Consider the following 20368-nt stretch of genomic DNA (forward strand, 5'->3'; position numbering starts at 1 on the left):
AGATGAAACAGCAGATCAAGAAACGGAAGCGCGTAAAGCTGACGGACCAGCAACGCCGATGCGTGAACTGGCCGCTGGACCAGGATCTGCTCATTCGCGGTATCCCCGGCAGCGGAAAGACCACGGTCCTCCTGGAGCGCGCCTATCGCATCGAGACGGCGGGCGGAACACCCTCGCCTCGCATCCTGGTCTTGACCTTCAGCTCGCTCCTCACCGCCTACGTCCGCCAGCTAGCGCTCGAGGAGGGGAACGGCCTGATCGAGGCGCAGACGTTCCATGGCTGGGGCCTGCAGCTGCTCCAGGATGTGGGCTACGCTCCGCGCGGAGGCGTGATGAAAGAGCAGGATCGGGAGGCCCAGATCAAGTTTGCTCGTAACATTATCCGGAAGTACCGCCAAGACCTGAAGCCGCCATCCTTCGGCGCAAATCGGAAGCCGCCGGTTGATCCCCGGCGTGCGAAGGTCATGGAGCTGGAGTTCCTCAAGGAGGAATTCTCCTGGATCAAGGGCCTGGGCAAGAACCGGGACCGGTATATAAGTGAGCCGCGTACGGGGCGGGGGAACACTGTCCGGGTTGACCGGGAAAACCGGGAGTACATCTGGGCGGTATACGAGAAGTATGAGGAACTGAATCGAAATCAGAAGAAGTGGGACTTCGACGACGTCGCCCTGAAACTGCTGGAGGCCAAGAGACTCGGGCTGATCACCCCTGACAGGTGCCCGCAGTACGTATTGGTTGACGAGGCGCAGGATTTGACGGTGATGCAGCTCAGGGCGATTCGGGAGCTCACCACTGTCAGCCTCACCATCGCAGCAGACAAGGGACAGTCGATCTACCAGAGGAACTTTTCCTGGACAGAGCTGGGGATTGACATTCGAGGGCGCAGTCGCTCGCTCCAGCAAACCTTCCGGTCTACCCGCCAGATCATCCGCCTCGCTCGCAGCCTGCAGCGGCACGACCCGTTGGTCATCACCGGGAGCGACGAGTACGTTCCAGCCGCCGACCCTGACGTGAACGGGCCGGTGCCCATACTGTACGTGGCCCCCGATCTCGAGACGCAGATCCAACAGGTTGTACAATGGGCGTTGCGACTGCTGGCCACGCCGGGGTTGGAGGAGGATACCATCGGCATCATCGTGCCCACGGCCAGTCTCCGGGAGAGGTACGCCCAGGCGCTGGAAGATGCGGGGGTACCCTACCTCATCCTGGGACGGGATCACAGTTACGATGCTGTGTCGCCCGGTATCAAGCTGGTCACTTTTCATTCGGCGAAGGGGCTGGAGTTCGACCACGTGGCGGTTACGTCGCTCAGAGAAGGGTCGATACCCTCATCGCTGAGCCGCGATCTCAGTGCCGAAGACCGGGAGGAGTTCATCGCCACGGAGAGGAGAAAGGTGTATGTGGCCATGACTCGGGCCCGGCTGACTTTGGCCCTGTTTGCGTGCCGTCCCGTCTCACAGTTCGTGATTGAGATGGATCCGACGCTCTACAGGCGAGCAGAGTGAAAGGTCGGGATGAGGACATGGGGAGCCCCCTCGAGCGGGAGTTTCATGAGGCGATGGTCTCAATATGCGAGCGGGCGACCCGGGAGTGCGGCTACAACCCGAGGGACTTGAGGCGGATGATCTTCGACCACGGGGGCCTGGGGGCAGCTCGGCTCCTCCTGCGCACCGACCGGGTCTCGGACGGGTTCGTGCGGCTATGGGAGCTGAAGCGGCTGGACCTCACAGTGGAGGCGCATGTGCTCCTGCCACGGTTTGCCGCGCTCTTCACGGAGGAGGAGCACCGCATAGCGCGCCGGCGGCTGCAGGACTACGGCTACCCCGTTCCCGAGCCCAGGCCGGCGGCTACAAGACCAAGCACTCAGGCGGGAGAGGAAGCGGTCCCACCGGCCGCCGAGGCGGTGGCGACGTCGCAGATGGCGACGGGAGGCAGCCGGCACCACCTGCAGCGGCTGGTGGGCGACAACCCCGAACTGCTGAACTGCCTGCTCCTGTCCGCCAGCGAGTCATTACGCGCGTTTGCGGGCGGGCACCCGCACTGGGTCTGGCCTCTGGCCACGAACGGGTACCGGGAGAACCGGGACGTGACGTATCTGGATGCGCTGGGACTCGCGGACCTCACGCCCAGGCTTGCCGAGTTCTGGCCGTCCGACGGCCCGGTCTGGGACGGTCTCGCACAGGTATCCGGACGCCACGGCATCCGGGGGGTCCTCCTGCTGGAGGCGAGGAGCCATGTGCAGGAGATCACCGGTCCGGGGTACCAGGTCGGCAGGGAGAGTCTGGAGCGCATGCAGCAGAGGCTGGAGCAGGTTAAGGCCGTCCTGGGCGCCGATCCGGCGGCAGACTGGGTGGGGAAGTACTACCAGGCAGCTAGCCGCATCGCTCACCTGTACTTCCTGAACATCCTGGCCCAGGTGCCGGCATGGCTGGTGAATCTACACTTCGTGGGAGACCGGGAGCAGTCCGGTCCGCAGACGGTCGCGGAGTGGGAGGTTTCCTTCAAGTCGCTGGACACAGCGCTGGGGCTGCCCCCTGGCCACCTGCTGGCCGGGCGTATCATTACGGCGTTTCTACCCGTGGTGGTGTAACCCTGTCGTGTTCAGAACTGTAGCGCATAGGAGGCCGCGTTGATGCAGTGTCCGGATCCGGTTCGCATGAAAAAGCTCGAACGCCTAGCCTCCGGGGGCCGACCCAGGGTTCTCGACCTGTTTGCAGGATGCGGAGGACTGTCTCTGGGCTTTCAGCGGGCCGGGTTCGAGATCCTGGCTGCTGTCGAGATGGACCCGCACGCAGCCAGATCCCACGCCATCAACTTCCATCCGGGAGATCGCTTCGATCTTCACGCCAAGCCCCGAGACATCTCACAGGAGCAACCGGACCAGGTGCTTGGCGAGCTCTATCCAGGAGAACGGGCAGAGGATCTCGTCGACATCATCATTGGCGGCCCGCCCTGTCAGGCGTATGCCCGGGTCGGGCGGGCAAAGTTAAGGGAGATATGGCGCCATCCTGAAGGCTATAAGTTGGATCCGCGCGGCGATTTGTTCCTCCACTACCTGTACTACGTGGACCGCCTGAAGCCCGTGGCCCTGGTCATGGAGAACGTCCCCGACGCGCTTAATTACGGTGGCCATAACATCGCCCAGGAGGTTGCGGATTGGCTGGAGGACCGAAATTACGTCTGCCGCTACACCCTGTTGAATGCCGTCCACTACGGCGTGCCGCAGATGCGAGAACGCATGTTTCTTATAGCAGTTGCTGGAGAGTTGGGTGTGGAGCCCGAGTTTCCCGTCCCCACTCATGCCTTCACCCTGCCCGCTGGCTATAAGAACGCCCGGAAAGTGGCGATGCGTACCCTCGGCCTTCTGCAACCGGAGCGTCTCGGAAGTTTTGTTTCTCCGCCCACTGTCGACCCAGCCCTTCCACCGGCGGTAACCGCGTATGAGGCTATCGGAGACCTTCCGCCGATCACTGCACACCTGGAGAACCGGATCGGCCGGGGGCCGCGTCGCTTTACGGAGCAGGTACCGTACGCGGGGCCACCTCATTCCGACTACGCCAGGCTAATGCGTACTTGGCCAGGGTTCGAAGCTCTTCACGGGATTTCGGACCACGTGATCCGGTATCTACCGCGGGACTATCGCATTTTCGCCCGCATGCGTCCTGGCGACCAGTATCCGGAGGCGTATGCCCACGCGCTCTCGTTGTTCATGGCGGCTGTTGAACGGCTTCGTCGAGAAGGTGTAGACATCGCACCCGGTTCAGAGCCATACCAGCGGTTGTGGAAGGAGTACGTACCTCCCTACGACGTGTCGAAGTTCCCTAATAGATGGTGGAAAATGGAACGGGACCTTCCGGTGCGGACCCTCATGGCTCATCTTGGCAAGGACAGCTACACTCACATCCACTATGACGACGCACAGGCGAGGACCATTTCGGTGCGTGAGGCGGCCCGCCTGCAGAGTTTTCCGGATGGATTTCGCTTTGCTGGCACGATGAACCCAGCGTTTCGCCAGATCGGTAATGCCGTGCCCCCCCTTCTCGCTTGGCGTGTCGGTGCAGCGGTGCGGGAAGCCATCGAGACGGCATTGGGAGTACGTTTGCCAGATAGGCCTTAGGCTTGACGCACGGTTACTACGTCCGCAGTGCGGAGCAAGTACCATTCTGGCGCTTGAGCACTCTTGTTTCCGGTTGCCCGGATGTGCTATCGTTTGTCCCGGAAAGTGCTGGTGAGAGCAATCTGCTTACCAAGGGCCGGAGAGTGTGAAGCGGTGATCCGTCGGGTCCCATCCGCTACACGTTCGCCGATCCACGGAGAATCCGCCGCAGGAAGCCATTCGGCCCTGCGGCGTTCTCATTCTCAACCCACATCTGGAGGAGGTATTGGGATGAGACGTCGTACACACACCCTACTCACCGCCATGTTGCTCACGTTCACGCTGCTGGTCACCGCCTGCGGCAGCACTCAGACCGATAACTCCGCCCAGCAGACGCCGCAGCCCCAGAGTCAGGAACAGACCGACCAGCAGGCCGCGTCCCGGGAGAAGGTGACCATCCGCCTGGCCACGTGGGCCGGCGCCCAGGAGGCCCAGGAGCTGGAGGCCATCATTGACCGGATCAACGCGGAGTCGGAGACGTTCCAGATCGTGCATGAACCGGCCCCGGCGGATTACTACACCAAGATCCAGACCATGCTCGCCGGCGGCACCGCGCCCGACCTCATCTGGCTCGCCCAGGAGTACGTGGTGCCCTACGCCGCCCGGGGCGCGCTGATGGACCTGACCGACCGGCTCAAGGCGGACAGCCGCCCCGCGGCCAACCTGGACGACTACTTCCCCCTGGTGCTGGAGCACGCCATGTACGAGGGCAAGGTCTACGGCCTGCCGTGGATCGGCCAGCCCGTCATCGTCTACTACAACAAGGACCTGTTCGATGAGAAGGGGATCCCGTACCCCACCGACGACTGGACGTGGGAGGAGTTCCGCAACCTGGCCGTCCAGCTGACCGACAAGGAGAAGGGCATCTACGGTACCTCCTTCAACGGCTGGCCGCCGGTGCATATGTTCATCTGGCAGGCCGGCGGCGAGGTGATCAGCCCCGACCTGAAGTCCTCGCCCATCGACTCGCCCGAGGCCATCCAGGCGCTGGAGTTCTATAGCTCGATCATCTACAACGAAGAGGTCGCTCCGTCGATGGCGACCGTCAACGAACAGGGCTTCAGCGAAATGTTCAAGGCCGGCAAGATCGCCATGTTCTTCGGCGGCGCCTCCGACGACCTGGACCGGGTGGAGGGGCTGCGGGTCGGCCACGTGCGGGTGCCGAAGGGTCCCGCCAACCGGACGACCTTCGCCTGGGCCGCCTCCACGGTGATCAACGCCAAGACCCCGCACCCCGACGAAGCCTACGATGCGCTGATCGCCCTCACCGAGGGCATCCACAACTGGAAGATCGTCCCGCCGCGCCGTTCGATGGCTACGGCGGAACAGATCACCAAGAACGAGCCCCGCAAGGCCGAAGGGGCGGAGGTGATCATGCAGGCCGCCCAGGAGATGCGCGCCTTCCGGATCATCCCCAACCACCCCGAGTGGGACACGATCTTCTGGGAGCAGCTGCAGGATCCGCTCTACAGCAAGAAGGGCAGTGCGGCTGAGCTGGCCGCCAGGGCCCGGGCAAGCCTCGAAGAGGTGCTTCCGTAGGCGCGGGCGCGCACGCGGGCCGGCCCCCGGGGAAGGGGCCGGCCCGCCGCCCTGTACAGATGCAAAGGGGGATTCCGGTGTCCAATCCGTACCTCTACACCCTGGTCCGCTGGGTGGCGGTCGGCGTGGGGATGCTCCTGCTCATGCTCCTGACCTACGGCCTGCTCCGGGCCTTCCGGGCCCGGCGGTCCACCGCGGCCGGCTACGCCCTCATCCTGCCGTGGCTGCTGGGCCTCATCATCTGGCAGCTCTTCCCGATCCTCTACTCGCTTTACCTGTCCTTCACCGCGTACGACGTGCTGACGCCGCCCCGGTGGGTCGGCCTGAAGAACTACGTCGACATGTTCACGCGCGACACGCGCTTCTGGCCGTCCGTGCGGCTGACGGTGCTCTACTCGGTGATCAGCGTCCCCCTGGGCGTGCTGGGGGCCCTGGGCACGGCCTCGCTCCTGGCCCGGGAGGTCCGGGGGATCGGCTTCTGGCGCACGCTCTACTACGTTCCGGCGGTGCTGCCCGCCGCCGCGACCGCCCTGCTCTGGCGCTGGATGTTCGCCAGCCGGGGGCTGATCAACAGCCTGCTTTCCCCCGTCTACCGGCTGCTGAACATGGAGCCCTTGTCGTGGTTCTCGGACGAGCGGCTGGTGCTGCCCTCGTTCATCATCATGTCCTTCTGGGGCGTGTTCGGCGCCAACACCGTGATTCTGCTGGCGGCCCTGAAGAACGTGCCGAAGGAGCTGAAGGAGGCGGCCCTGGTCGACGGTGCGGGCCCCTGGACCGTCTTCTCCCGCATCACCGTGCCGATGATCTCGCCGGCCCTGCTGTACGTGACCATCATGGGCGTGATCGGCGCCATGCAGAACTTCACGGCTCCGCTCTTCATCGCGACCCCGAGCAGCGCCGGCACCTTCCTGAACGTGTACGTCTACCAGCAGGGCTTCACCCAGTTCAAGATGGGCTACGCCTCCGCCGTGGCGTGGTTCCTGATGGTGCTGATCCTCATCCTGACCGCGATCGTCTGGAAATGGTCCGACGCCTATGTCTACTACGAGGGCGAACTGCGCCAACGGTGAGGGGGGAAAGCCGTGAACCGCAAGCTGTCTGATCTGATCAAGGGCTTCCTGACCTACTTCCTGCTGACGCTGGGCGCGGCGGTGATCGTCGTCCCGCTCTTCTGGATGGTTTCCACGTCGCTGAAGGGCAGCGACGCGCTCTTCACCTACCCGCCCGACTGGATTCCCCGGCCGCCCGTCTGGCGGAACTACGTGGACGCCTGGCGCATGCTCCCCTTCGGCCGCTTCCTGCTGAACACGCTCTTCATCACGGTGCTGGCCATGGCCGCCGAGCTGCTCACCACGTCGCTGGTGGCCTTCGGCTTCGCCCGCTTCCAGTTCCGGGGCCGCGACACCCTCTTCTTCATCCTGCTCTGCACCATGATGCTCCCCGGCGTGGTGACCATGATCCCCAGCTTCATGATCTGGGCCAGGCTGAAGCAGGTGGACACCTTCGTGCCCCTCACCGTGGGCGCGTGGTTCGCCTGGGGGCCAGCGTACATCTTCATGATGCGCCAGTTCTTCCTGACGATCCCGCGGGAGATGGAGGAGGCGGCGATCATCGATGGGGCCAACATCGTCCAGATCTACTGGCACATCATGCTGCCGCTCATCCGCCCCGCCCTGCTGGCCATCGGCGTGCTGGCCTTCCAGGGCAACTGGAACAACTTCCAGAGCCCGCTCATCTACCTGCACTCGACGGACCACTTCCCCCTGATTTTGGGCCTGAAGTTCTTCGAGCAGTCGTTGTCGAAGGAGGCGCCGATGTGGAACTATATGATGGCCATCTCCGTGCTGATGGCCCTGCCCATTCTGGGCCTCTTCTTTGCCGCGCAGCGGTACTTTATCGAAGGTCTTAACGTCGGCGCCACCAAGGGGTAACTGGACGTCGGCGGGCTTTGCCGCGCCCGGGCATCGGCGCCGGGTGGCTGCTCCCGTTCCCGTCGGTGGCGTCTGGCCGGCGCGGCGCACCCTGTGCGGTCACCAGACGTATCCTGGACCGTCACCACTTACCGGTCCCCGCAGTCACAGCACATGCTAAAATATAATGTGCTAAGAGATATTGGGGGGCTCAGATTGTGCTGAAGCTGCAGCGGCTATCGCAGCAGCCCATCCTCACGCCGGTCCGGGAGCACGAGTGGGAGCGGGAGGCGGTGTTCAACGCCGGGGCGATCTACGAAAACGGCCTGTTCTGGTTGTTCTACCGGGCGTCGAACAACCGGTTCCGGCTTGACAGCCCGACGCCGCGCCCCGAGGAGAAGTTCGTCTCCTCCATCGGCCTCGCCGTTTCCACCGACGGCATCCACTTCAGCCGGTTCGACCGGCCGGTCTTCGCGCCGGCCACCGAGCAGGAGGCGTGGGGAGTGGAAGACCCGCGCATCACCCGCATCGGCGACATCTACTATATGTGCTACACCGCCTTCGGCGGCAGGCACTGGCAGGACTTCCGGCCTGCCCTGGCCTGGTCCCGGAACCTGTTCGAGTGGCACGGTCGCGAGATCCTTCTGGACGAGCCGAACAAGGACGTCGCGCTGTTTCCCGGGAAGGTGAACGGCCGCTACGTGCTCCTGCACCGGCGGGAGCCCAGCATCTGGATCGCCTTCTCGGATGACCTGAAATCATGGACGGACCACCGCATCCTCATGGAACCGATCCCCGGGGGGTGGGAAGCGAAGAAGATCGGCGCCGCCGGTCCGCCCCATCGGACCGAGGCCGGATGGGTGCTGTTCTACCACGCCGTCGATTCGGACAACGTGTACCGGCTCGGCGTGGCCCTGCTGGACCTGGCCGACCCGACGCGGGTCCTGGCCCGGTACCCGCACCCGATCCTCGAGCCCGAGACCGACTGGGAGCGGAACGGCCTGGTGCCCAACGTGGTCTTCTCGTGCGGCTCCGTGGAGAAGGACGGCGCGTACTTTGTCTACTACGGCGGCGGCGACTGTTGCCTGGGTGTGGCTGCGGTGGATCGCACCGTGCTGCTGCACCACCTGACCCCGTCTCGCTAGGGTATTCGTCTTTCAGGCCCTAACTACTGCCATCCGGTCAGGAGGCGATGCGCCTATGATTAAGCTGACGCGGCTCGCCACCAAGCCCATCCTGAAGCCGAACCCGGCCAACGAGTGGGAGCGGGCGGCCGTCTTCAATACGGCAGCCATCTATGACAACGGGCTGTTCCATCTGCTGTACCGGGCCACCAACATCGGTGGCCACGCCCGCTACGGCCGCTACATGAACGCCATCGGCTACGCGGTCTCATGCGACGGCATCCACTTCACCCGCCTGGACCGGCCGGTGCTCGCCCCCGGCGAGCACGTGCAGGAGCTGCGCGGGGCGGAGGACGGCCGGCTCGTGAAGATCGGCGACACCTATCACCTCACCTACACGGGCTTCTCCGACCGGTTCGAGGGCGACTACCGCATCTGCCGGGCCACTTCCAAGAACCTGATCACCTGGGAGCGGCACGGCCCGATGCTCGACGAACCCAACAAGAACGCGTCGCTCTTCCCCGAGAAGGTGGGCGGGCGCTACGTCCTGCTTCACCGCCGGTACCCCGACATCTGGATCGCCTACTCCGACGACCTGGTCACCTGGACCGACCACCGGAAGATTCTCTCGCCCATCGAGGGGACCTGGCAGGACGCCCGGGTCGGCATCGCCGGCCCGCCCATCCGCACCGAGCAGGGCTGGGTGCTCATCTACCACGGCGCGCGGAAGGCGGATAACTCCTACCGGCTGGGCATCGCCCTGCTGGACGCGGAGGACCCGTCCGTCGTGCTCGCCCGGCAGGACGAGCCGATCATCGAGCCGGAGCTGGAGTGGGAGCGGGAGGGCTTCGTGCCCAACGTGATCTTCTCCACCGGCCACGCCCTGCGGGGCGACGACCTGTACGTGTACTACGGCGGCGCCGACACGGTGATCGGCGTGGCGGCCGTACGGCTGTCGGATCTCAGGTTCTGATATGGCAAGAAGCACGGAGAACCGCCGCCCGACACTCACGTCGGGCGGCGGTTCGCGCGCAAGCCCGGCGGCATCGCACCGCCGGGCTTTCTGCGTGTTGGCGCCTACTTGTACTGGGCCACGATTTGCTCCCACACCGCGGGATCCATCGTCCAGTCCTGGTTCACGATCCCCTGCTCCCGGAAACCGGGCACCCTGTCCTCGTAGGGGACCGACTCGGGATCCTCGTAGATGATGCCCGTGACCAGCTCCTGGGTCTCCATCAGCTTCTTCATCGCGGCGAACCGGTCGTGCCGGTTGTAGGACGGGTCCTCGTCCAGGTTGACCAGGTTCTGCTTGAAGAAGTCGAAGGTGTTCACCCGGTTGAAGGTCACGCAGGGCGAGTAGGTGCTCACCAGGGCGAAGCCCGGGTGCTGGATCGCCCGCTTGATGATCTCCACCAGCTGCTTCTGGTTGGCCGAGAACCCGCTGGCCACGAAGCCGCAGCCGGAGGCGAGGGCCAGCTGGAGCTGGTTCACCGGGCTCTCCAGGTTGCCTGTGGGCGTCGACTTGGTGGTGAAGCCGGTCTCGGAGGTGGGGGAGGTCTGGCCCTTGGTGAGGCCGTAGATCATGTTGTCCATCACGATATAGGTGATGTTGACGTTGCGGCGCAGGGCGTGCATGTAGTGGCCCATGCCGATCGCGAAGCCGTCGCCGTCACCGCCGGCGGCGATCACCGTCAGCTCCCGGTTGGCCAGCTTCAGGGCCTGGGCGGCCGCCAGCGCCCGGCCGTGCACGGTGTGCAGGTTGTACGAGTTGATATAGTTGCCGATCTTGCCGGAGCAGCCGATGCCCGAGACCACCGCCACCTTTTCCGGCTCGATCTGCAGGTCCACCAGGGCCTTCTGCAGGGCCGCCAGGACGCCGAAGTCGCCGCAGCCCGGGCACCACCAGGACTTCTCGGACGTCCGGAAATCCGCCATGGTCACTGCCATTTCGCTTACGCCTCCTTCGCCGTCAGCGCGATGGTCGGGTCATCGGTGGGCCGCACGCCCTGGCCGCCGCCGGTCACCAGGTACCGGGCCTCGCCGGCCAGCACCGCCCGGGCGCCGTCCACGATCTCCTTCACCGTGAAGAGGGTGCCGTCGTACTTCAGCAGGCTCGCGACCTTCTCCTGGTCGTAGCCGGACCCCTTCAGCATGAAGGCGAACTGCCCCGTGGCGTTGGATTCGACCACGAGCGCGGTGGCGTTGCCCACATGCCTGGCGATCTCCGCCACGGGCACCGGGTAGATCAACCGGACCTGCAGCACGCCGACCTTCTTGCCGGTCATCTCCTCGATGATCGGCTGGGCCTCCTTCGCCGCCCCGAGGGTGGTGCCGAAGGCGAGCAGCACGAGGTCGGCGTTCGGGCTGCCGAAGTAGCGTACCGCCTCGGTCTTCACGTGGTGCAGCCGGCGCAGGCGGCGGTCCATCATGTAGACCCGGTTGGCGGGGTTCTCGGTGACCTTGCCCATCGGCCCGTGCTCGGCGCCGGTGGCCAGGAACTGGCCGTTCTTCATGCCGGGCAGCGAGCGGGGCGACACGCCGTTCTCGTTGACCTGCTTGCTGTACCGTTCGAACACGTCGCGCCCCAAGGCCGCCAGCTCCTGCGGGTCGGCGATGGGGCCGCGGTCGATCTTGGGCAGGTTGCTGAGGTCGACCGCCGTCGGCTCAACGGTCTGCTGGAACAGGGCCAGGGCCAGGTCAGAGGCGATCAGCACCGGGCAGTGGTAGTTGTCCGCCAGGTTGAAGGCCTCGGCGGTCATGGGGATGAGCTCTTCCACGGAGCCGGGGGCCAGGACGATGCGCGGGCCCTCGCCGTGGCCGCCGTAGGCCAGGGCCAGCAGGTCGGACTGCTCCTGCTTGGTGGGCATGCCCGTGGAGGGGCCGCCGCGCTGGGTGTCGACCACGACCACCGGCGTCTCGGTCATCGACGCGAGGCCGATGGCCTCCTGCATCAGCGAGATGCCCGGGCCGGAGGTCGCGGTCATGACCCGGGCCCCGGCGAAACCGGCGCCGACGCAGGCCACGATGGAGCCCAGCTCGTCCTCCATCTGCACGGCCACGCCGCCCACCTTCGGGAAGGCCTTGACCAGGTTCTCGGCGATCTCGGAGGCCGGCGTGATCGGGTAGGAGAACATCAGGCGGCAGCCGCCGGCGAGCGCCCCGAGGGCGACCGCGTCGTTGCCGGTCATGAGCAGCTTCTCCTGGCCGTCAGGCTTGGCCAGATCGAGCTTGAGCTCGGGCCAGTGCTCCTCCACGTACTGGTAGCCCTGGTCCATGGCCTGGTGGATGAGGGCGACGAACTCCGCCCCGCGGGTTCCCCACCGGCGCTGCGCGTAGGCCTTGAAGCCCTCCAGCGGCAGGCCCAGCAGCGCGGCCGAGGCGCCCAGGACCAGGTTGTTCTTCATGAGCGTGTTGCCCAGCGCCAGCGCCATCTTATTAAACGGCATGGTCAGCAGCCGGGCGTCGATGCCCTCCGGCAGCTTGGGCTCGAAGGACTCCTCCGCCAGGATGATGGCGCCGGGGTAGACGTTCTTGGCGCAGAGGTCGATGGACTCCTGGTCCAGCACCACCAGCAGGTTGACGCCGGAGGCCGGCGCCTGGACCCGCTCGACGGAAATGCGCGTGGTAAAGTCGGTGTGTCCGCCCTTGATGCGGGATGCGAAGGTCTTGTAGGCGTACACGTAGTACCCCGCGCGGCTGGCAACCGTGTTGAAGACCTCGGCCGTGGAGTCAAGGCCGGACCCCTGCTCGCCGCCGATCTGCCAGCAAACCTCCTTAAGCAACCTGTTCCCCTCCTCAAAGCGGCATACTCCGTGTGCAGGCCATTGTGCCTGCCCCGGATCGATGGTTGCTGCCGACGGTCGATTGCTTCCCACTTCCAACTATACGACTTATTCGGGTATGATGAACATGCATATTTGACATAGCCGAAATACCCCCGGTGCATCGGCTGCCGGGGTAGCCCGGGAGGCCACGCCCTTGTTGCTACAGCACCTCATCACCTTTTGCCGGGTCGTGGAGACCGGCGGGTTCGCACGGGCGGGCGCGCTGGTGGGGCTGAGCCAGCCCGCGGTAACCCGCCAGGTCGCCGCCCTGGAGGCGGAGCTGGGCACGCCGCTTCTGGACCGTTCGGGCCGGCAGATCCACCTGACGCCGGCCGGACGGCTCGTCTACGAGCGGGCGAGACGCATCATCACCGCGGTGAACACGCTGAAGGAGGAGGTCGCCGACCTGGCTCATCCGGAGCGGGGGCGCATCGCCATCGGCGCGGTGACCACGGTCGGGCTGCGTCTGCTCCCGCCCATCCTGGCCGCGTTCAAGCGGGAGCATCCGGGGATCCGGGTGCACGTGAAGGCGGACCGTACGCAGGAGACGATCCAGCGGCTGCTGGAGGGGGAGATCGAGCTGGCGATCCTGCCGACGCCCGTGACCCACCCCCGGCTGCGCTCCGTGCCGCTGGTGGAGGACCCGGTGGTGCTGGTCTGCGCGCCCGGCCGGCGCTCGGAGCTCCCCGATCCGCTGCCCCTGGCCAAGCTGGGGGAGATCGACCTGATCTCGTTCCAGGCCCCGTCCCGTTTCCGCACCTTCGTGGACGCGATGCTGGAACAGGCCGGGGTCTACCCCAACGTCACCATGGAGTTCGACTCCCACGAGGCCGTCACGCTCATGGTCGAGGCCGGCTTTGGCTGCGCGCTCGTGCCGGCCTCCGCCGTGGAGCGGGAGCTGGCGCTGGGCACCGTGGTCCGGGTCGAGGTGGAGGGGATGCCGCGCATGGCCCGCACCACCAGCCTGGCCTTCCGCCATCCGAATCCGGGCTGGAGCCCGGCCACCGAGCGGCTGTTCCAGATGATTGTGGACTTCTTCAGACAGGGGGGCTAAGAAGGAGGATCTGCGCCCTATGCGCCTAATTCTTCGTACCTATCCCTGATTGGCCCCGGGATGGGAGTTGGACCCTATTTTACATCAGCCCCCCTGTCCCGGCACACGTTCTTGCTATAATAATCCTCGGCTTAGCGTAATTCTGCGTGCGCCCCCAAGAAGGAGGCTGTCCCCTGTGGCTCAGCGACTGGCCAGTATGCGGATCATTGTGCGGCTGGAGATTGAGAATACGGGTTCGATCTTCTCCTACATCGCAACGGCAATCGGCGCCAGCGGTGGCGACATCGTGGCGGTGGACCTCATCCAGTCCCGGCGGGACGTGGTGGTGCGCGACATCACCATCGCGGTGGAGAACCGGGCGCACGGCGACCGGATCGTCCAGGCGCTGGCGGCGCTCCCCGGCGTCAAGGTGGTCAACGTCTCGGACCGGATCTTTCTCGCCCACCTGGGCGGCAAGATCGAGGTCAAGCCCCGGGTGCAGGTGAAGACCCGGGACGACCTGTCGGTCGTCTACACCCCCGGGGTGGCCGACGTCTGCCGGGCGATTGCCGAGGATCCGGCGAAGGCCTTTACGCTGACCATCAAGCGGAACACGGTGGCCGTCGTCACCGACGGCACGGCGGTGCTGGGGCTCGGCAACATCGGGCCGGCCGCGGCCCTGCCGGTGATGGAAGGCAAGGCGATGCTCTTCAAGCAGTTCGCCGGCGTCGACGCCTTCCCGATCTGCCTGGACACCACGGACCCCGACGAGATCGTGCGCATCGTGAAGGCCATCGCGCCGGCCTTCGGCGGCATCAACCTGGAGGACATCTCCTCGCCCCGCTGCTTTGAGATCGAGGAGCGGCTGAAGGAGGAGCTGGACATCCCGGTCTTCCACGATGACCAGCACGGCACGGCGGTGGTGGTGCTCGCCGGGCTGATGAACGCGGCCCGGGTGGTGGGCAAGGAGCTCGCAGACCTCAGGGTCGTCGTCTGCGGCATCGGCGCGGCGGGGGTGGCCATCTCCAAGATGCTGATGGCAGCCGGCATCACCAACATCGTCGGCGTGGACCGGGTGGGCATCATCGAGCGGGGCAAGACGTACGAAAACCCCATGTGGCAGTGGTACGCCGAGCACACCAACCCGGAGAACCGGCACGGCACCCTGGATGACGCGATCGAGGGCGCCGACGCCTTCATCGGTGTATCGGCCCCCAACGTGCTGAAGGTCGAGCACGTCAAGAAGATGGCCAAGGATCCGATCGTCTTTGCCATGGCCAACCCGGTGCCCGAGATCGACCCCGACGAGGCTGCCCCGTACGTGGCCGTCATGGCCACGGGCCGGTCGGACTACCCGAATCAGGTGAACAACCTGCTCTGCTTCCCGGGCATCTTCCGCGGCGCCCTGAACTGCCGGGCGCGGCAGATCAACGAAGCCATGAAGCTGGCCGCGGCCCGGGCGATCGCGTCCGTCGTGTCGGACGAGGAACTGCACGCCGAGTATATCATCCCCTCGGTCTTCAACAAGCGGGTCGTCGAGGCCGTGGCGGCTGCGGTGGAGCAGGCCGCCTACGAGACCGGCGTCGCCCGCAGGGAGCGGCAGCCCCGGACCGGCGGCGACGACTGATGGCTGAATCAAGCAAGGGCGGTTCCCGCCGTGCGGGGGAACCGCCCTTTTCGATCCGTCACTGTGGAGCCGGAACGGCTAGAACCGGGGCATCGGCCTGCGCAGCACCACGATGCTGAAGATCACCTGCAGGACGGAGCTGAGCACAGCGGCCCCGATTACGTTCGCCACCCAGAAGCCTGCCCGGCGGCGGCCCCTGGCCCGGCGGAAGGCGACCCCGATCAGGATCAGATCCCGTCTTCAGGCGGCAGGCACATGGGGACACCTCCATCGGACCGGCGCTGTAGCCCGCGCTTCTCGCGCGGCTCTCGAACTTCTTGACGAGGTCCGTGGCGCACCCGTTCACGGCGGCATGCATCCGTTCGCGACGCAGCCTGTCACGCGCACCCCACAGGGCACGCCCGCGGTCCCCGGGTATCGAAACTTGTCCGCTTTTCTGAGCGTCTTACGTGTTGCAGGAGGTGGTCACCGTGCGGCGGATCGCGTGGCGCGCGCTGGCGGCCATCCTCCTTTGTATCTTCTGGATCGAATCCGCGCTGGCGTTCACCTACTACCCGGCCGTGCCCCAGGGCGCGGTGGGCTGGGCGGCGCCCCGCATCGCGCAGCGGCTGAACCTGGAGCCGGGGGACCGCATCGTGGCCGTGGAGATGTGGCTGGACGGCCGCCAGGTGACGGCCCGGTGGGACGAGTCCGGGCTGGTGTACTACGACCCGCCGGAGCCGCTCGCGCCGGGCGACCACCGGGTGCGCATGGTCATCCACGTCGTGCCGGACCGGCGGGGCTACGTGTACGCCCCGGTGACGTCGGAGTTCGTCTTCACCGTGAGGGCGGGGGCGCTGCCGGTCCTGCCCGCGCCCCGCTCGGAGGAGCAGGCCGCCCGGGATGCGGTCAACCAGTACCGCGCCGCCGCAGGGGTCCCGCCGGTGGCCCTGGACTCCCGGCTGATCGCCGCGGCCGCGCTGCAGGCGGAGTATCTGGTGCGCAACCCCGCCCAGGCGGATGCGGACGCGCACCGGCAGCTGCCCGACTCGCCCGGCTTCGTCGCCGAGACTCCTGGCGGCCGGGCCCGCTACTTCGCCTACGACGGCGGGGTCGCGGAGGTGATCAACTTCACCCGGCGGGCGGAGGACGCGGTAGCCGGGTGGATGGACACGCTGTACCACCGCATCCCCCTGCTTCACCCCGGCATGACCCAGATGGGGTATGCCGTGGCAGGCGGCGGGGCGCTGTCGGCCAACGTGGCCCTCCTGGGGCCGTACACCGCCGCAGACCGGGTGGTCCGCTGGCCGGCCCCCGGTGCGACGGACGTCCCGCCCCTCTGGGAGGGGCTGGAGACCCCCGATCCGCTGGCGCTCTACCCCGGGGTGCGGGGACCGGTGGGCTACCCGATCACCCTGACCTTCGGCCGCAGGCCGGCCGCCCTGCGGCTTCTCGACGCGCGCCTCACGGGCCCCGAAGGGACCGTGCGGGTCCTGCTGTATGACCCGGAGCGGGACCCGGAGCTGGAGGACACGGTGGCCGTGATTCCCGTGCGGCCGCTCCGACCCGGCGCCCAGTACGTCGTCACGCTGTCCGGCCAGGTGAACCACGGGTCGGGACCGGAGCCGTTCCAGTACACCTGGTCCTTCCAGACGGCGCCTGAGGCCCGGCCGATGCTGACCCGCCGGGTCATCACCTACCATCCGGCCGACGGGACCGTGGATGCCATCCGCCTGGAGGGCCACGCCTTCCCGGAGGGCGTGCGGGTCTTCCTGGGCGGGCTGCCGGTGCAGGGGCTGGTGCGCGAGTCCGAATCGGTCCTCCGCTTCCGCCTGCCCCTGGGGTACCAGGGGGGGCCAGCCGACCTGCTGGTCGTGACGCCGGGCGGCCTGGAGGCCGAGTGGCCCGGGTTCCTCACCGGCGCAGAGGTTATCCGCCAGCCGCAGACCCAGCCGTTCCGCGCCGTGCCGCTGGTGGTGCGCGGGAGGCCCGTGGCCGAACCGGCCCTGATCCACTCGGCAGGGGCGGTGCTGGTGCCCGAGTCGGTGCTGCGCGCCTGGGGGCTGGAGCCCGAGCAGCTGACGTCCGTAGGCCGCACCTGGTGGCGCGGGGCGGATCCGGCGTCAGAGGAGGGCGGGGCGCAGCCTGCCGCGGCCGGGACCCTGGCGGGCGAATACAGCCTGGGGAGCGTCGCTGCCAGCGCGGCGGGCGCGCCGCTGCAGTTGGCCCTGCCCGTGCAGCAGCGGCTGGGGCAGACCTACCTGGATGTGGCGTTTGTCACCGCACTGACCGGTGCGGAGCTCCGGCAGGTGGGGGGCGAGTTCTACCTGGCCCGGTCCGTGGGCGGGCAGATCGACGTGGACGGCCACTGGGCGGCTGAGCCGATCGCCCGGCTCCTGGACGCCGGGGTGGTCTCCGGTTACGGCGACGGCACCTTCCGTCCCGACGCCCAACTCACCCGGGCCGCTTTCGTGCGGATGCTGGTCTCCGCCTTGGGGCTGGAGCTGCGACCCGGCGACGGTGGCGGCTTTACCGATACGTCCGGCCACTGGGTGGCGGCAGCGGGCTACCTGGGCGCCGCGGCGGCCGCGGGGATCGTCCGGCCGCAGGAGTACCCGCAGGGCCGTTTCGAGCCGGACCGGCCCATCCTGCGGGAGGAGATCGCCGTGCTGCTGGTGCGGGCGCTCGGCCGTGAGGCGGACGCCCTGGCCACCCCCGTGCCGATGACGGATGGGGCGGCGCAGATCGCCGGCCGGTGGTTTGCCGACGCGGCCCAATGGCAGATGCCCCGGCACGTGGCCGAGGCCGTTCGGGCAGGGTGGATCGCCGGGTACCCCGAGCCGGACGGGCGCTACTCCTTCCGACCCGACCGGACCGCCACCCGCGCCGAGGCGGCGGCGCTGCTGGTCCGGGCCGTGGGGGAGGCGCTGGGGCGGGCAGAGTAGCCGCCGGTGGGTAACCGCCGGGCGCCTTCGCGGCGGGCGGCGCCTCCGCTGGAGCTTGCTGCGGGCCGTCAGCCCGTTCGGCTCGGGGCGGCGGGAGCGCCGGGCACGAGGGCCGGTGCCAGCAGGTCGCGAATCGCGAGGTTGGCCCGCTGGTTCCGTGCAATGGCCCGCCTGTCCTGCGGCCCGGGGAACACCTGGGCGGGGGAGAGGCTCCACTCGCCGCAGACGTCGGCCCCCACGATCCGCCGGTGCCGCGCCAGTGCCTTCAGCCAGTCCATGAGCTCGGCGAGCGCCAGGTCGCCTGCGCCCCAGGTGGTGGCGCTGTCATCCCCCGTAAGGACGTCCTTGTCGATGGAGATGTACACGTCTGCGGTGGGGATGGCCTGGAGAGCCCACTCGGCGAAGGGCTCGGGCGGCGTCGGCTCCGCTGCCCGCAGGAGGCGCGGGTGGGGGAGGTAGAGCTGCATCTCGGGGTGGCGGCCGCCGACCCACACCGCCCGCCTGACCCAGGGCAGGTTCAGCGCGTGGCGGACCCAGTTGCCGCAGGTGACCAGATCGCCCTGCAGCGGCGCCGCATCGTGGTGGTGGTCGAAGAGCACGAGCGTGACCGGCCGGCGGAGGGCCTGGAGCCGCAGCAGGGTGACGTAGTGGTATTCGCCCGCGCCCCAGAAGCACAGGGGGACCTCCTGGTGGGGGGCGAGGGCGGCGGCGATGGCGGCGAGGGCCTCCGGCGTGGCGCAGGCGTTCTTCCCGGGCAGGTGCCGGAGGTCGATCCACTCGTGCGGGGCCGCCAGCAGGGCCGGCTGCCAGGTCAGGGTGTCGTCAAGGTTCAGCACCAGGAAGGATCGGTTCATGGATGCTGTCACCCCCGGCTCCCATTGTAGCAGAGCGCGGGGGACGGAAGGCCCCAGCGCGCGATGAAGGTCACTGATGCGCCGGTCACCCCGTCACCGGCGGATCAGCGACCTTCACCCCGGCCTCAGCACCACATGTGGCGCAGCAGCACGTCGCAGAACTGCACGAAGGTCAGGTCGTGCTGGATGTCCCGCAGGCCCTGCCACAGCGGCGCATCGGGCCGTTCCTTGGCGTTTTCGCAGAAACCGGCCACGAACCGCCTGAGGTCTGCGACCATGGCGGGGTCCGGCGTGGCGTCAGCCGAGACGTGTGTGCGCATGTAGTGGCGGACCCGGGCGGCGAGTTCGTCGTCCTCGTGTTCCAGCGAGATGCCCCACGCTCTGGCCAGCTCAGTCCAGTCGCGGCCCTGAAACTCGTACATGTGCGCCCTCCTGTTCTGCACTGCGCGGTTACACCGGCGCCTTCCGAAAGCGAGGTCGCCCGGACCGTGTCAGCCCTCGGCCACACGGTCGGGGTGCGGGGGCCTGGGCCCCTCCATAGATGGTGCCGCAGTACGCGGCCAGAGTCAAGATGGGGCGCAGGGGACCATGCCGGCCGGACCGCCGTTCTCACCCTCCTCTGCCGTTATATGTCAACGGGCGGGCCGTCGCCTCAGTCGCGGTGGAAGTAGCCGAACGCGCAGTCCGGGCCTTCCGCGCCTCCTCCACCGGCCGCCCCAGGTCCTGCAGGCTTCGGACGTTCTCCATCGTCCGATCCCTCCCGTCGTGTCCGCTCACCCGGTACCCCGCACGGCGGGGGAAAAAGGATACGGCGGGGCCGAACGGCTATGCCGGAGCCGGATCCTGCACGACGTCCGCGAAGACCCCTCCGGTGGCGCGGGGCAGGTCGTCCACCCGGATCCGGAGCAGCGCCTCAGGAACGCCTCCGCCCGCCCAGATGTCCGGAAAGCGGCGGAGGCTCTCGTCCAGGAGCACCGTCACCGGATGCAGGGCCCCCACGGGGGCGACCCCGCCGGCCACGAATCCCGTCACCGCCAGCACTTCCTCCGGCCCGGCCAGGGTCACCTTGCCCCGGTTGAGCCGGTCCCGGACCTTCCTGCGGTCCACCCGCCGGTCGCCGGCCGCCACCACCAGCACCGGCTCGCCCCCGGCGAACATCAGGACGGACTTGGCGATGCGGCCGAGGTCCACGCCGAGTGCGTCCGCAGCCGCCTGGGCTGTGGTGAGCAGCTTGCCGAACAGCCGGATCTCGCCCTCCACCCCGGCGGCCCGCAGCGCCGCGCGCACCCGTGCGATCGGTTCGGGTTCAACCGGTGTTGTCTGCGTCAAGTCATCCCCTCCCATGTTTTGCCACCGGGCCGCCGGCGGCCTCTTGCC

General features: G+C 67.4%; 16 protein-coding genes. 11 read left to right on the forward strand and 5 right to left on the reverse strand.

The window, feature by feature from the left end:
• Positions 1-2 precede the first annotated feature (2 nt).
• The 8 genes from STH_RS06640 to STH_RS06675 all read left to right on the forward strand — a co-directional run bounded on the left by STH_RS06640 (position 3) and on the right by STH_RS06675 (position 9702).
• On the forward strand, positions 3-1505 hold the full coding sequence (locus STH_RS06640; protein WP_011195439.1) for a UvrD-helicase domain-containing protein: 1503 nt from the start codon (positions 3-5) through the stop codon (positions 1503-1505).
• 17 nt (positions 1506-1522) lie between these two features.
• Positions 1523-2590, forward strand: coding sequence for a hypothetical protein (locus STH_RS17070; protein ID WP_050742150.1), 1068 nt, complete (start codon positions 1523-1525; stop codon positions 2588-2590).
• Positions 2591-2632: 42 nt separating this feature from the next.
• Entirely contained in the window at positions 2633-4117 is a 1485-nt protein-coding gene (locus tag STH_RS06650; RefSeq protein WP_043713651.1) for a DNA cytosine methyltransferase, read from the forward strand.
• A gap of 270 nt (positions 4118-4387) precedes the next feature.
• Positions 4388-5695 (forward strand): ABC transporter substrate-binding protein, encoded by a 1308-nt coding sequence (locus tag STH_RS06655; protein WP_011195442.1) that lies wholly within the window; start codon positions 4388-4390, stop codon positions 5693-5695.
• A gap of 77 nt (positions 5696-5772) precedes the next feature.
• The gene (locus tag STH_RS06660; RefSeq protein WP_043713654.1) at positions 5773-6765 is read left to right on the forward strand and encodes a carbohydrate ABC transporter permease; all 993 of its coding nucleotides are present in this window, start codon (positions 5773-5775) and stop codon (positions 6763-6765) included.
• 12 nt (positions 6766-6777) lie between these two features.
• The gene (locus STH_RS06665) at positions 6778-7626 is read left to right on the forward strand and encodes a carbohydrate ABC transporter permease (protein WP_011195444.1); all 849 of its coding nucleotides are present in this window, start codon (positions 6778-6780) and stop codon (positions 7624-7626) included.
• A 197-nt stretch (positions 7627-7823) separates the two neighbouring features.
• Entirely contained in the window at positions 7824-8750 is a 927-nt protein-coding gene (locus tag STH_RS06670; RefSeq protein ID WP_011195445.1) for a glycosidase, read from the forward strand.
• A 55-nt stretch (positions 8751-8805) separates the two neighbouring features.
• Positions 8806-9702 (forward strand): glycoside hydrolase family 130 protein, encoded by an 897-nt coding sequence (locus STH_RS06675; protein ID WP_011195446.1) that lies wholly within the window; start codon positions 8806-8808, stop codon positions 9700-9702.
• 104 nt (positions 9703-9806) lie between these two features.
• On the opposite strand, the gene STH_RS06680 is transcribed toward STH_RS06675, so the two are convergent.
• Both STH_RS06680 and STH_RS06685 read right to left on the reverse strand, forming a co-directional pair.
• Positions 9807-10676 carry a 2-oxoacid:ferredoxin oxidoreductase subunit beta gene (locus STH_RS06680; protein WP_043713658.1) on the reverse strand — a complete coding sequence of 290 codons (870 nt, stop codon included), beginning with the start codon at positions 10674-10676 and terminating at the stop codon, positions 9807-9809.
• A gap of 5 nt (positions 10677-10681) precedes the next feature.
• The gene (locus STH_RS06685; RefSeq protein WP_011195448.1) at positions 10682-12511 is read right to left on the reverse strand and encodes a 2-oxoacid:acceptor oxidoreductase subunit alpha; all 1830 of its coding nucleotides are present in this window, start codon (positions 12509-12511) and stop codon (positions 10682-10684) included.
• A 196-nt stretch (positions 12512-12707) separates the two neighbouring features.
• On the opposite strand from STH_RS06685, the gene STH_RS06690 reads away from it, so the two are divergent.
• The 3 genes from STH_RS06690 (at position 12708) to STH_RS06700 (ending at position 18137) form a co-directional block, all read left to right on the forward strand.
• Entirely contained in the window at positions 12708-13607 is a 900-nt protein-coding gene (locus tag STH_RS06690) for a LysR family transcriptional regulator (RefSeq protein WP_011195449.1), read from the forward strand.
• A 175-nt stretch (positions 13608-13782) separates the two neighbouring features.
• Positions 13783-15213: a malic enzyme-like NAD(P)-binding protein gene (locus STH_RS06695; protein ID WP_011195450.1), complete on the forward strand. Its 1431-nt coding sequence runs from the start codon at positions 13783-13785 to the stop codon at positions 15211-15213.
• Between the two features lie 470 nt (positions 15214-15683).
• A complete protein-coding gene (locus tag STH_RS06700) occupies positions 15684-18137 on the forward strand; it encodes an S-layer homology domain-containing protein (RefSeq protein ID WP_043713664.1) in 2454 nt (817 codons plus the stop codon).
• A 68-nt stretch (positions 18138-18205) separates the two neighbouring features.
• Here the strand turns inward: STH_RS06700 and STH_RS06705 are convergent, their stop codons facing one another.
• The 3 genes from STH_RS06705 to STH_RS06715 form a co-directional block, all read right to left on the reverse strand.
• A complete protein-coding gene (locus STH_RS06705; protein WP_050742151.1) occupies positions 18206-18991 on the reverse strand; it encodes an arginase family protein in 786 nt (261 codons plus the stop codon).
• 125 nt (positions 18992-19116) lie between these two features.
• A complete protein-coding gene (locus STH_RS06710) occupies positions 19117-19413 on the reverse strand; it encodes a hypothetical protein (RefSeq protein WP_043713666.1) in 297 nt (98 codons plus the stop codon).
• 403 nt (positions 19414-19816) lie between these two features.
• On the reverse strand, positions 19817-20320 hold the full coding sequence (locus STH_RS06715; RefSeq protein WP_050742152.1) for an aminoacyl-tRNA deacylase: 504 nt from the start codon (positions 20318-20320) through the stop codon (positions 19817-19819).
• Between the last annotated feature and the right edge of the window lie 48 nt (positions 20321-20368).

This window comes from Symbiobacterium thermophilum IAM 14863, assembly GCF_000009905.1.
Taxonomy (GTDB): Bacteria; Bacillota; Sulfobacillia; order Symbiobacteriales; family Symbiobacteriaceae; genus Symbiobacterium; species Symbiobacterium thermophilum.

Coding starts and splice junctions, on each gene's coding strand:
- STH_RS06650 (WP_043713651.1), top strand. CDS start 2,633: ATGCAGTGTCCGGATCCGGTTCGCATGAAAAAGCTCGAACGCCTAGCC.
- STH_RS06655 (WP_011195442.1), top strand. CDS start 4,388: ATGAGACGTCGTACACACACCCTACTCACCGCCATGTTGCTCACGTTC.
- STH_RS06640 (WP_011195439.1), top strand. CDS start 3: ATGAAACAGCAGATCAAGAAACGGAAGCGCGTAAAGCTGACGGACCAG.
- STH_RS06705 (WP_050742151.1), bottom strand. CDS start 18,991: ATGAACCGATCCTTCCTGGTGCTGAACCTTGACGACACCCTGACCTGG.
- STH_RS06710 (WP_043713666.1), bottom strand. CDS start 19,413: ATGTACGAGTTTCAGGGCCGCGACTGGACTGAGCTGGCCAGAGCGTGG.
- STH_RS17070 (WP_050742150.1), top strand. CDS start 1,523: ATGGGGAGCCCCCTCGAGCGGGAGTTTCATGAGGCGATGGTCTCAATA.
- STH_RS06680 (WP_043713658.1), bottom strand. CDS start 10,676: ATGGCAGTGACCATGGCGGATTTCCGGACGTCCGAGAAGTCCTGGTGG.
- STH_RS06675 (WP_011195446.1), top strand. CDS start 8,806: ATGATTAAGCTGACGCGGCTCGCCACCAAGCCCATCCTGAAGCCGAAC.